Here is a 13,669-nt window from a genome sequence, read left to right on the forward strand (position 1 = left end):
TAAGTGAGCTATTTTGAGGCAGGAAAAACGTGTTGTTAGCTAGGCAAAAAATTCGCTATTTAGTTGTTCTCGGCAATTGCTCCTGCATTGCTCTACCTTCTGCATCCATGCAGTCGTAAATGAGAATTTTTTAACGCAGTTAGCGACACGTTTAGCCCCGCAAAATGATTAAGTATTATTGCGGATTGGTATAAAATGCTGTAGTTATTAAAAAAGGCTTCTAAATAAATTTAGAAGCCTTTTTGTTATGTACTCACTTAATATTAAAACAAAAGAATGCTCTTCAAATAAAATGAGTGTCACTTTTTAGTTACATTATTTGAGACCACACTTATTATCAAACCATGATAACAACTCGGTATAAAATTCTTTTTTATGATCGTAGAAAAGCGTATCAGAAAAGTGATCAGCATCTTCAAGCTCAATATATTTAAAGTCTTTTTTGTACTTCTCAAGCTCAGATACGAAGTCTCTACTGTGTTTTACTGGAACACGACTGTCGATATCACCATGCACAACTAGTATAGGAATATTTACTTTATCTACTTGCTCTACAGGAGAGACACCTGTAATCGTAGGGCGTTGTAAAATACTTAAAAAGCGATTTTCGTTAAGAGTTGCATTAATACGGCTTAAATCACTTACCCCTGCACCGGCAACAACACATTTATATATGTTGTTTTCACGCATAGATGCAGCAAATGCAGCATAACCGCCATAACTCCAACCAAATAAAGCAAGCTTATCTTTTGTTGCTAAGCCTTTATCTATTAAATATTGTGCCGCGTCGTCTAAATCATCTTGTTTTTTCAAGCCCCAGTTATTATCACCGGCTATCCAATGCTCCAGACCGTACCCCGTAGATCCACGATAGTTTGGTTGAATAACTACGTAACCATGATAGGCAAGTAACTGCGCCCAGTCATCAAATACAACAGAGTCACGCACCCAAGGACCACCGTGAGGAAGTACTATCGCAGGGTAAGGACCTTTAGTCGCAGGGATGGTTACATACGCTTTTATTTTGCGTCCATCTCTTGCTTTATAAGAGATATATTTAACGGATCCTAATTTACTTTTATCAATAAACGGAAGTCGGTCACCAATTTTAGTCAGCTTCTGCTTATTAGTAACAATGTAATAGCTGCCTGGGTTATCGTCAGCAGATACTCTCACCACTAATACGTTATCGTTATCAGAGCTACTAATGATTTGTACAAACTTATCTTTAAATAAAGAAGCAACAGATTCGTTAAGTGCTTGAAGGTTTGGGTCTGTGAAATAAAACTTAGGCTGCTTGGTTGTATAGCGAAAGCCTTGTAAAGTGCCGTCGGTATCAAGTATAACACCGTCTGTATCTACAGATTTAAGACCAAATTGACGTTCAGAATACTGACCTGTTTTAATATTGTAAATATAAATGCCAGTCGTATTTTCGCCTAAGTTGGCGTTAACATAAACTTCGTTAGGATTACCTTTTGCAAATCCTAATATCTCAAAGTTTTCACGCTTTTTAGGACTAACTTGCTTAATTACTTTCCAATCATCATTGCCTTTATCTCGGGCATAATAATCGATTGCGTTATCAGATTTATTCCAACCTTGGGCTATTCTTATTTCACCATCGTAGTCAGAAACAAACGAGCCTGATACTTTTTCATTTCCGCGCATTACAGTAACGCTTCGTCCAGTGTTAATATTAAATCTCACTACATCTGGAATGTAGTTATTATTAATATCAACTTCTACAAGTACTTCATCTTTTTTGTCTGGAAGTATATTTATTATATTAAATTGAACATTTCGCTTTTTCTTAAATGGTAATAACCAGTCGCCTTTACCATCTGCATCAGTTATTGCAAACTTATTAACCCAGTATTTGCGACTTCCATCTTCTAGTATTTGTCTAAACATAACGCCTATTTTTTCATCGTTTAACCATACGATGGAAGATATCAGCATTTTATCAGCGCCCAACCTTACGGGGTCTGCTTCTAGGTTATTTGGATCTCTTATCTCAATTATATAGTCACCATTTTTGGTAGTCGCTCTTAAAATAGCAAGCTTCTTACCATCAGGTGATGCTACAACACTACGAATAGCAGATGACATTAAGAAAGCATCGATACTGCTCACTTGTGTCGCATCTTCAGTTTCGCTATTAGCGAAAGAAGATAGGCTTAGTAAGGTAAATCCTACTAACATTCTTTTTTTAAGTTTCATTTTTTATTCCCTCAAAAAAAATGGCCTAAAATTTTAGGCCATCTGGATTGAATATATACTCAGCCAATTCTAATTAAAAAGAAGCTGTAAAACTGATGTATGGGCTACGTCCTGAAGTATCATAACCAACACCTAGAGGGATGTTAGTATTTGAGAAAGAACCATTTGGGTCTACTTTTGGTGGAGCTTCATTAAATACGTTACGTACACCAAAGTTCACTTTATAAGCATCGTTAGACCAAGTCATACCGATGTTATGTACAAAGTAGTCATCAGTGAAACCAACAGGGCGACATTTAAGTGGAGCACCATTTGCGTCAGTTAAACCACGACAACCTGCAGTACCTTCTTCGAATTCACCTAAATCATCTTCATCTTCACGACCTTTACCGATGAAACGTGTTTCCCAGTTAAACCTAAAATCAGAATATTTAAGTTGTAAGCGTGCTGTACCGCGCCATTCTGGTGAATCTGGCTCACCCATATTGTCATCAATAGTACCAAGTACATCAAAAACTTGCTCTGTCATGCGCGTGGCTTGAAGGTCTAGTGTAATACCTAAGTTTTCTTCTGCAATTACCGTATCTGTTTCAAAGTAGATATTGTAATCAAAACCTTTAGAAGAGATTAAACCAATATTGATAAAGCTAGCATCAACTAAATCAATTTGACCATTTTCGTCACGGCCGATACGGCTACAAAAAGCATCATTACCATCAGCAGAATAACACTGACCAATACTGTAGAAAGCACTTGGCTCTGCAATACTATTTGTTACTTCAATATCAAAACGAGTTAATGACATTGTTAAATCAAATGCATCAGTGAACGGTTGTTCAAAGATAAAACCGTATGTTTTAGCCACTGATGTTTCAGCACTAAGCTCAGTTGTACCGCCAGTTTCAATCTCAGCGCTATAAGTTCCAGTATATGAATCAGTCCCACCTTGACCTAAACCAAGAGTAGTTGGATCAATACCTGATGCTTGACAAGCGTTTAATACCGCTGTATCGCGTGTTTCTTCAGCTGCATTATATGTAGCTGCTGAACCTGGGTTCAATGGGTCAATATTACGAGCATCTTCCGGAACAACACATGGATCGGCAACTGTATTAAAACCAGACGTACCGTTTAAGAAACGTTCACGTAAGTTTGGCGCTCTATAAGAAGTACCTTTTGTAGCACGAAGAGTAAACCAATCAACAGGACGGTAGATAGTTTTAAGACTATAAGTTGATTCAGCATCGTAGAAAGATTCTTCAGAAACACGGCCAGAAGCTGTAAATGTAAGTTCTTCAGCACCTTTAACTCCTTTAAGTAAAGGGAAGTCAACTTCTGTGAATATTTCTTTTAGATTACGAGAACCATCAGCGCCTTGGTCAGCAAAGTAGCCCCATAGTAAGCCTTGTGATGCTGCTGCATTAGGATTTGATTCAATCTCATCACGACGATATTCAATACCAACGATACCTGCAACAGTTTCGTTATTCCATGGTAGTGCGAAGAAGTCACCCCCCATGAATGCATTAAAAACAAACTGGTTTACTTTAGTTTCGATGTCGCGGTCAATAAATAAATAGGCCGCTTCTTCAGGTGAAAGCGTACCGCCACCTTCTTGGTAAATACTGTCTGCAAATAAATTAACAGGAACACATCCATCAGAACCGGTACCACAGGTAACAGTACCATCATCATTAAGAACAGCGGTTTCTAATGAGTTAATTAAGCGTTCTTCATCAATACCAACACGGTGGTCAGTACCTTTAGATGCGCTGTACGATACAGACGCGTCGTAGTACCAATTGTCTAAACCAATGTTTTCGAACATACCAATATTACCAGTAACACCGGTAACTAAACGATATTGTGAAACTTCAACTTCAGTTTGATCACGGTCACCACGAATATTGATGATTGGCTGAACGGCCTCAGGTCCACCAGGGCCCACACCTAACACGCCAAAACAGTCAATACCGTTTGTACCACAAGGGTTATATGGGTTTGATGCCGCTACTTGTTGAAATATTTGTGCACCAGGGCTAAAAATTGGAGATTTACGACTAGCGTATAAACCTTCATAGTAGAAAGTTGTGTCGTTATCGTCTTGGAAGTTGTATTCACCATTAAGCATTAGTGAAATACGTTCATTTTTACTTCTGTAATCACCACTTTTGTAGTAATCAGATTGTTGGAAAGCGTATAGAGGGTCTTGGAAATCAACGTCACGAAAACCATCTCCGTTACCATCAACAAATACACCATCATTAATACCATCGCCATCGAAATCGCCAGCTACCCATGAAGGTAAAAATCCTTCAAGACTTGATGGTACAGTTGATTCGCTGAAGTTTGGAATACCAGTGTTTGTAAAGTTAGGAGTGTAATAAACACTACCAAAGAAAGAAGGTACGCTAATACGATTTGTTAGAGGGAAAATATCACATGAATCTTCACCACTCGCCACAGGACCATAGCCACTGTTTCTCGTTACGATACTGCCATCTTCAGCTTCCCAAATACGCTCTTCACACCCTTTAACAAAAGGGTTACCAGATAAAGATTGAGATTTTTGTTCTGAATATTCAACGCCTACAGTGATAAAACCATTATCCATGGTTTTGCCCCACATACCCGAAAGTACAGTTTCTTCACCGCCTTCACCTTTAGGTTGACGATAAGATGCATCAAAAATAAAACCTTCAACATCTTTTTTTAATATTACGTTAGCTACACCCGCTACCGCATCAGAACCATAAACGGTTGATGCGCCATCAAATAAATTCTCTACACGCTCAATCATTACGCCAGGTATTAAGTTCAAATCAGGGGATGTTGGTGCACCACCAACGCCAGCAGGAGCCATTCTTCGGCCATTAATAAGTACAAGAGTTCGTTCAGCACCTAAACCACGAAATCCGATTGTTGCAGCGCCCGGACCGTTATCTAGTACAAAACCACCAAATGTATTATCTATTTGAGCACCAGCCGCTTGGCTGGTCGATTGAAGCATTGAGCCTGCATCAAATAAACCCATTTCACGAGATAAGTCGCCATTGATAATTTGAATTGGTGATGCATTTGAAAATTCAGCTTTTCTTATACGTGAGCCTGTTACAACTATTCGTTCAGGTGCTTCTTCTTCTAATTCTACGTCTGAATTCAAGTCATTTTCTTGAGCTAGCGCGTTAGGCGCTAAGGCTACAGAGCCTAGCAATAAAGAGTATCTTATTGCATTTGATAGAGCTTTAGTTTTAAACATATGTAAATCCCTGAGATATTGTTGTTATTTAGGCTATAAAGTTACAGATCAAGATCATAGCGGTACAATAAATTTACATTATAGAAACAAAATAGTAAATGCAGTTAACAAATTGCTGTTGCTAAGGAATGTGTAATTGATGTTTTTTTGATGAAAAAGTATAGTTTTTTGGGTGGTGTTTTTTTTAATATATTGTTTATTATATGATTTTATTGTTTGTAAATGAATGTGAACAGATGTAATCAGTATTTGCTTAATTAAGAAGGCTCAGCTTGACCTTCTAGAAGTGAGAATAGGATTTAATAGGGCACTTTGTACTTATTCACCACATATCAATTTTAATAAGTTCTCTACTACATTTGCCCAGCAACAGTGGTGTTTCGATCTATTGTAGTTAGTTGTGAGTTTACGTAATTTGCAATGACTGTAATAACAAAGCCGATGCAACAAATTTTGGTACGTTAATATTAGCTTCTTTAAGTGCACGTATAGCGCCAATAGCAATTAAGTCGCTTGCAGCAAATAAGGCGTTAAATTTAATATTATTAGCGATAAGTGAACGGCGTGATACCTCAATTATTCAGTGGGTATAGTATTAGCCATTTTTCGCTCTCTTATTTTAACGTTATTAGCAAGTAATGCGCTAAATGATGTAAAACAAGCTGATATTAAAAATAGTTATGTAAAAGAGTTAGGGTAATTTGCTAATAGCGGCATTTTTTTACCAAAATAAGCGTGGGATGTATAGGTGTAAATAAAGCAGGTTATAAGTTGGGTGAGGACACAAACTCAGCTACACCTAAAGTTTGGATACATGCAAAATATATTAAGCAGGTACGTTTACTCCGTGGTAAACGGGTTGGGATCATTATTTGGTGGTTTTCGAGTCATTTAAGTAATGATTTAGAAATTATATGACATAAAAAAAGATTTTAATTAGGCGTTTTTTTTTCTAAATTAAATTCCGTTTTTTGCAACGGTATAGGGTTTGTGAAGTGTGATGTGAATATTTATGCTAATTAAGTGAGATAGTATTTTGATAGGGGTTTTAAGTCAATTGTATAAGAGTTGTTCTTTAATGGTGTTTATGGCGCTGTTTTTATAAATAATGGAGCCTGCTTTTTATTCATTTTGTTGGTTTTGCAAACAACTAATAATGTAAATTATATGTTTGTTTTTTTTGTTTTTATTTTGTTTTTTGGTTTTATCCTTGGTTTTTTGTTAATTTATTGTTTTTTATGGTGATTTTCCTGTTAATTGCTGTCGCATTTTGTTGGCAAGTTTGTTTTTATTGTGTTATTAATTTGTTTCTCCTTACACGTTGAGGGGGTTAAATACTTTAAATTAGTAGGCGTTATATAAAGTATTTAACGTAAGACATAAAAAATAATAATCTAATTATCTAGGGATAAATCAAAAATGAACCATAATTTTTCTAAGACATTTAAACGCTCATTCACTGCTGCAGCAGTTGCAATGACGTTAAGTGCGGCAATGCCAGCAATGGCAGATAACGTTAACGGCGCTATCAAAGGTAGCTTAACTGCTCAGTCAGGTGTTTCATTAGCGGGTGCATCAATAACAATAACAGATGAAAGCAAAGGTTATTCTAAAACACTAACTGCTGATGCAAATGGTGAGTTTGATCTTAAGCAAGTGCCAGTAGGTAAGTATGATATTACAGTATCCCAATCTGGTTTTGACCAAGCTCAAGTTAAAGATGTTGTTATAGGGGTAGGTAAAACAGCTCTCATTCAAATTCCACTAACTACAGGTAATATCGAAAGAATTGCTGTTGTAGGTGGCTCTATTCGTGCAATAGATGTTTCTGCATCAGAGTCTTCATTAAATATTAGCTCTGAAGAATTATCGCTACTACCTATATCTCGCTCAGTAACTTCAGTAGCATTGCTTGCGCCTGGCGCAACTGAAGGGGACAGTCGTTTTGGCGACCAAGCTTCATTTGGTGGTGCTTCTGTAGCTGAAAATGCTTATTACGTGAATGGTCTAAATATGACTAACTTCCGTAATGGCCTTGGTGGTGCAACAATCCCATTCACCGCGTACGACAGCTTCCAAGTTAAAACGGGTGGTTATTCTGCAGAGTTCGGGCGTACTACTGGTGGATTAATCTCATCAGTTACTAAATCTGGTTCTAATGATTTTCACTTTGGTGTTGAAACGATTTATTCATCTGACTCGTTAAGTGAGCAAGCTCCTGATTCACTTTACAAGCAAAATGATCGCTGTGAAGACGCGGATGGCCATTGTATTGGTGATTTATATGTTAATAACCAAGACGACTACGACAATTCATTTGAAACAAGTATTTATGCTTCAGGTGCGATAGTTGAAGACACATTATTCTTCTATGGTATTTACACTGCAAGAGATAATGACTACGAATACGGTAATGCATCTCAAACAGATTTAACAGTTGAAAAAGATGATGACCCATATTACCTAGCTCGTTTTGACTGGAATATTAACGAAGATCATCAGCTAATGCTTTGGGGCTTTAGTGATAAACGAACTTATTCTGAAAAAACAATTTCAGACCCTCAAGGAAATGGTAATTACACTGAAGATGGTGGTACAGCTTACCATAAGCGAGGCGGAGAAAGTTTTGCAGTTCGTTATACTGGTAACCTAACAGATGATCTAAGTATGTCAGCAATGTTTGGTCAGGTTAAGTTTTCAGAAACTGATTACTCAGACTTTGATGATTGTCCTACAGGTTATGATGCCGATTTAGGTGAGGATACTACGTGTTATGTAAACTTTACCGTTGGTGAAAATGAAGATAAACGTGAGCAATTGCGCGTTGACTTTGATTATTACCTAAACGATGAGCATACGTTAAAATTTGGTTATGATTCTGAAACTAATACAGCTGATTCAACAACACAAAACTCTGGTGGCGTTTACTACTATTATCGTACATACGAAGAAGGCGCTAGACTGGCTAATGGTTATGTCTTACCTGAAGAAATGAAGACAACACGTGTACGCGATTATAAAAATGGCGGTTCGTTTGAAGTAGAAAACTGGGCTATTTATATTGAAGATCAATGGTCAGTTACTGAAGATTTAACATTAACATTAGGCCTTCGTAATGATAGTTTTACTAACTACAATGCAGATGGCGAAGAGTTTGTTTCTATTGATAACCAAATTGCCCCTCGTATAGGTGGTTCTTGGGATATTAATGGAGATGGCGATAGTAAGTTGTTCTTCACTGCTGGTCGTTATTACCTACCAGTTGCAGCTAATACTAATATCCGTTTAGCTGGTGCAGAGACTTATATTCAAACATGGTATGCGTATGAAGGCTTAAACGCAGACGGTACTCCTGTTGGTTTAGGTACTCAGCTAGGTGATCCTGCTATTTCTAATGGTGGTGACGGTACTGCAAAACCATCAAATACCTTATCTGATAAAGATCTTGAACCAATGTATAACGATGAGTATATGATTGGTTATCAAGCAGCAATTAATGATGATTGGTCATGGGGTATCAAGGCAACTTACCGTGTTTTAGGTAATCAAATTGATGATGGTTCTTATATCTTTAATGATGAAAATGGTGAATATTTAGGTGAGAACTGGTTCTTATTTAATCCTGGCAATGGCGCTACTTTCAATTTTGATCTTGATGGTGACGGCACCACTGAAGAATATAGCTTTACAGCACAAGAGTTAGGTTACCCGGAAGCTAAGCGTAAATACGCATCAGTTGATTTAACATTAGAAAAAACATGGGATCAGGTTTGGTCTTTAAAAGCGCTATACACATGGTCTCACAACTATGGTAATACAGAAGGTTTTGTTAAATCTGATAATGGTCAAGATGATGCTGGTCTTACGCAAGATTGGGATTACCCTTATTTAATGGATGGTGCTAATGGTAATCTACCTGCAGATCGTCGTCATAACATTAAAATTTATGGTGCTTTTGCTGTTACAGAAGACTTCTTAATTGGTGCTAATGTTAATATCGCATCTGGACGTCCTTGGACTGCTTTAGGTCAAGGTTATACTCCAGACCCTGATCAATACGTATACGGTGATACTTACTATGTAGGTGACAAACGTTTCCCTCGTGGCAGCATGGGTACTACACCATGGACAGCACGTTTAGATCTTAACTTTACTTATAACCTTCGCTTTAATGATCAGAAAGTTCGTTTAGCTATGGATGTATTTAACGTATTTGATGCTGCTACTGAAACTCGTTACGACGAAGCTGCAGAAATAGCTGCTGGCGATGGAAATGCTACATTTGGTTTAGCTCAGTCTTACCAGTCTCCTCGTAGAATTCAATTATCAGCGTCTTACGATTTTTAATAACTTATTAGTCTGAGTTAAAAAAGAATTTAGCAAAAAGCCTCATTAGAGGCTTTTTTTATATTTAAATTTTGAATTTTATGAGATAGGAATACATCAGAACGAAAAGTGAAATAAATAGATAAAAGTATAGAGAATAAAATTTAAGTAGTTGTAACTGCCAATTAGAATGGTTTGTTAATTTTGCTTTATTTTATCAGACAGGCTCAGCTCGACTTTCTAGGAATCAAAATAGGAGGTAATAGGGTGCTTTGTACTTCTTCACCACGTATCAGTTTTAATAAGTTCTCTACGAGCATTTGCCCTGCAACAGTGGTGTTTTGCTCTATCGTCGTCAGCGGTGGGTTTACATAACTAGCAATGGCTATGTTATCAAAGCCGACTACCGCAACATCTTTTGGCACGTTAATATTTGCTTCTTTAAGCGCCCGTATAGCACCAATAGCAATTAAGTCACTTGCAGCAAATAAGGCGTTAAATTTAATATTATTAGCGATAAGAGAACGAGTGGCGTGATACCCAGATTCTTCAGTGGATATAGCGTTAGCCATTTTACGTTCGTTTATTTTAACATTGTTAGCCAATAGCTCATCTTTGAAGCCCTGAAAGCGACTAAAAAATTCAGGGCTGTGATCAGATGCATCTCCAATAAAAGCGCAATCAGTTCTGCTATGAGCAATAAAGTGCTCAGCGGCAAGCTTACCGCCACCGTAGTTGTCACAACAAACAGTTAAATCGGGTCGATTATCAACGGTTGCACCCCAACAAACAAACTTCGTGTTTTGTTCAAGTAAGGTGCTAAATTTTGGTTGGTAATCAATGTAATCGCCATAACCGAGTAAAATAATACCATCAGCTCTGTGGCTATCTTCGTAGTCTGCTTGCCAATCAGCACTGGCCGATTGAAATGAAACTAATAAATCGTAACCTTCTTTAGCGCAAGCACGAGTAATGCTGCCAAGCATGGCTAAAAAGAAAGGGTTAATTTGTGACTCGTCAGAAGTGGGGTCTTCAAATAAAAGTAATGCAAGCGTACTACTTTGCTGTGTGCGTAAGTTACTGGCATTTTTATCAACTTTATAATTAAGTTTTTTAGCTATATCAAAAACACGCTTACGTGTTTCCTCATTAACAAGGTGGCTGTTACGTAAAGCGCGAGATACAGTTGATTGAGATACCCCTGCATAGTGGGCAATATCAAATGAGGTGGCTTTACCTTTCATTGTTACAACTTAATTAGTTTGATAAATAATTGTGTCATTTTCGTTTATTAATGAATAATTTCAAGCTTTTTGTGAATTAACGTATATTTTTATTGATAAACGGCTGACACCGGTGTCATAATGTCAATGTTTTATCATTTTGTTGTCAAAACGTATTCGCTGTCTATATCTTTATAGGCAGCATTTTTTTACTGTGATAGCTACTTTGAGGTGATAGCTCAAAGTATAAATAACAATGGTACACCATTGTAAAATAATAAGCATGAGTCGCTTAACAAAAGAGATAATACTATGAGCCCAAACGCTTCTGCACAATTTGATCCCATCTTAGTTGCTGATGTTGGCGGCACTAATGCCCGCTTTGCTTTAATCACTGCTTTTAATGAACACACCAACCAATTTGTAATAGAGCACATTAATATTTTCCCTAGTGCTAATTTTGGCTCACTTCAAAGTGCGCTTGAGCAATATTTACAAACAGTCCCGCATATTACACCTAAACGCGCATGTTTAGCCGTTGCAGGTCCAATAAAAGCTGGGCAAGTGCATTTAACTAATTTAGGTTGGCATTTTAGCGTCAGTGAATTTAAAACTCATTTTGATTTACAACAACTAGAAGTCATAAACGATTTTGCTGCCTTTGCATACGCCGCCCCTTATTTAGATCCTAAACAAAATGTCATTGTTAAATCGGGTCAAGCTGATGACAATGCAAACATTGGTGTTATAGGTCCAGGTACTGGCTTTGGTGCAGCGTGTTTAGTTAGAACGTCGCAATCTACCGCTGTTTTAAGTTCAGAAGGAGGGCATATATCGCTTGCACCTGTTAATGAGCTCGATACCTTATTATTAAATGAGTTACGTAAAGATCATCCGCATGTTTCTATCGAAACAGTATTTTCAGGCCCTGGTATTGCGCATTTGTACAAGGCCATGGCTGCAGTTAAGGGTGTAACAGCTAAAAATTTAGACGCGGCGCAAATAAGTAGTCTAGCAAATAGCGGTGAATGTACTGTTTGTGATGCAACGCTTAACCAATTTTGTGATTGGATCGGCAGTGTAGCCGGCGATTTAGCCGTTGTTTACGGCGCTTTAGGCGGATTATTTATCGGCGGTGGAATACTGCCTCGTATGCAAGCAAGACTTCTAGAGAGTCGTTTTGTTGAACGATTTTCGCAAAAAGGTATTATGTCGCAGTACGCAGGGCAAATCCCTGTAACACTTGTAACACAAGACAACATACCGCTTATTGGCGCTGCTGCGTGTTTACACAATAGCAAATAGGGCTTTGGCCTTATTGGTTGTATTTGGATAATGGATAGATGAAAAAAGTAACCATAAATAGTGTAGCAAGCCATGCTGGGGTTTCTAAAAAAACCGTTTCGCGTGTTTTAAATAATGAGCCAAATGTAAGTGCCGCTACCCGAGAAAAGGTACTCGCGGTATTTAAAGAACTTGATTACACACCTAATCCTATTGCGCGTGGCCTTGCACAAAATCGTAGCTTTATTATTGGTTGTTTATACGATAATCCCAGTAAAAGTTATATCACTCGGGTGCAAACGGGCGCTTTAGAAGCATGCAAAGAAAATAACTATAACTTATTGATACACCCTTGTGAGTTTCGTGGTGAAGCCCTTATAAATAATATTGAGCAATTACTACAGACTTCTCGATTAGATGGCATTGTATTAACACCTCCTTTTGGTGATTTTGCCGAGCTGGTTTCATTTTTAAAATCTAAAAAAATTCCTTACGCAAGAGTTGCGTCAGCTTTACTTCAAGATGATTCTATTTCAGTTCGTAGTAATGATGAACAAGGCGCATTTGAAATTACGGAGCATTTAATTAGTCTTGGTCATAAATCAATTGCGTTTATTAAAGGTCATCCAGATCATAGTGCGACGCAACAGCGTTTTAAAGGCTACAGGCGTTCACTTGCAAGCCATGGAATAGAATTTGATGAGCGCTTAGTAGAGGAGGGTAACTTTAGTTATCACTCAGGTGTCGACAGCGCGCGCAGTATTTTAGACTTATCACCTAGGCCAACAGCTGTATTTGCATCAAATGATTACATGGCGGCAGCGGTGTTAAAATTAGCTACCCAGCGCCAACTTAAAGTACCTGATGATATTTCTATTGCGGGCTTTGATAACGCACCTATTGCGCGTCATATTTGGCCTGGTTTAACGACTATTGCACAACCGGTTGAGGAAATGACTAAACAAGCCGTAACTCAACTTATTTCACACATAGCTCAACCGCAAGAACAGCCGTATCAGGTAACGCTTGAGTCGCGCTTAATTACACGTGAGTCTACCTCTGCGATAAAATAGTGAGTTAAAAACACTTTCACAGTAGCCCGAATATGAGTGACGCTTATTCGGGCTTTTTTTTGCTCTGAACTTGCTAAAATATACTTTGTGCCTAAAAATCAAATAGGTCATTATTCGGTCATGTTAAAATATTAAACTATTTTTGTTACCTAGGGTTGACACCGGTGTCATTGCTATGCGTTAATACAGTGACACCGGTGTCAGGGTTGTTGTGAGAGGCTCCCTGGTAGCGTACCTTTGAACGGGTAAATCAAAGATGCTCAGTACAGTTATTTACGTGG

General features: G+C 37.8%; 6 protein-coding genes and 1 pseudogene. 3 read left to right on the forward strand and 4 right to left on the reverse strand.

What is annotated here, in order from left to right; genetic code table 11:
• Positions 1-315: 315 nt before the first annotated feature.
• The 3 genes and pseudogenes from I6F45_RS11360 to I6F45_RS21390 all read right to left on the reverse strand — a co-directional run.
• Positions 316-2,223, reverse strand: a complete 1,908-nt coding sequence (locus I6F45_RS11360) for an alpha/beta hydrolase family protein (protein ID WP_197160507.1) — start codon at positions 2,221-2,223, stop codon at positions 316-318.
• Between the two features lie 73 nt (positions 2,224-2,296).
• A complete protein-coding gene (locus I6F45_RS11365; protein ID WP_197160508.1) occupies positions 2,297-5,482 on the reverse strand; it encodes a TonB-dependent receptor in 3,186 nt (1,061 codons plus the stop codon).
• Between the two features lie 318 nt (positions 5,483-5,800).
• Positions 5,801-6,145, reverse strand: a pseudogene (locus tag I6F45_RS21390) (substrate-binding domain-containing protein); the annotation flags it as partial.
• Positions 6,146-6,901: 756 nt separating this feature from the next.
• On the opposite strand from I6F45_RS21390, the gene I6F45_RS11370 reads away from it, so the two are divergent.
• Entirely contained in the window at positions 6,902-9,829 is a 2,928-nt protein-coding gene (locus tag I6F45_RS11370) for a TonB-dependent receptor (protein WP_197160509.1), read from the forward strand.
• A 206-nt stretch (positions 9,830-10,035) separates the two neighbouring features.
• Here I6F45_RS11370 and I6F45_RS11375 read toward each other — a convergent pair whose 3' ends face one another.
• On the reverse strand, positions 10,036-11,052 hold the full coding sequence (locus tag I6F45_RS11375) for a LacI family DNA-binding transcriptional regulator (RefSeq protein WP_165727413.1): 1,017 nt from the start codon (positions 11,050-11,052) through the stop codon (positions 10,036-10,038).
• Between the two features lie 291 nt (positions 11,053-11,343).
• Between I6F45_RS11375 and glk the strand changes: the two genes are divergently transcribed.
• Positions 11,344-12,336 carry a glucokinase gene (gene glk / locus I6F45_RS11380; RefSeq protein ID WP_165740594.1) on the forward strand — a complete coding sequence of 331 codons (993 nt, stop codon included), beginning with the start codon at positions 11,344-11,346 and terminating at the stop codon, positions 12,334-12,336.
• Positions 12,337-12,374: 38 nt separating this feature from the next.
• Positions 12,375-13,388 carry a LacI family DNA-binding transcriptional regulator gene (locus I6F45_RS11385; RefSeq protein ID WP_165740595.1) on the forward strand — a complete coding sequence of 338 codons (1,014 nt, stop codon included), beginning with the start codon at positions 12,375-12,377 and terminating at the stop codon, positions 13,386-13,388.
• The last annotated feature ends 281 nt before the right edge of the window (positions 13,389-13,669 follow it).

The sequence above is a fragment of the Pseudoalteromonas sp. SWYJZ19 genome, from assembly GCF_015864375.1.
GTDB classification, from domain to species: Bacteria; Pseudomonadota; Gammaproteobacteria; order Enterobacterales; family Alteromonadaceae; genus Pseudoalteromonas; species Pseudoalteromonas arctica.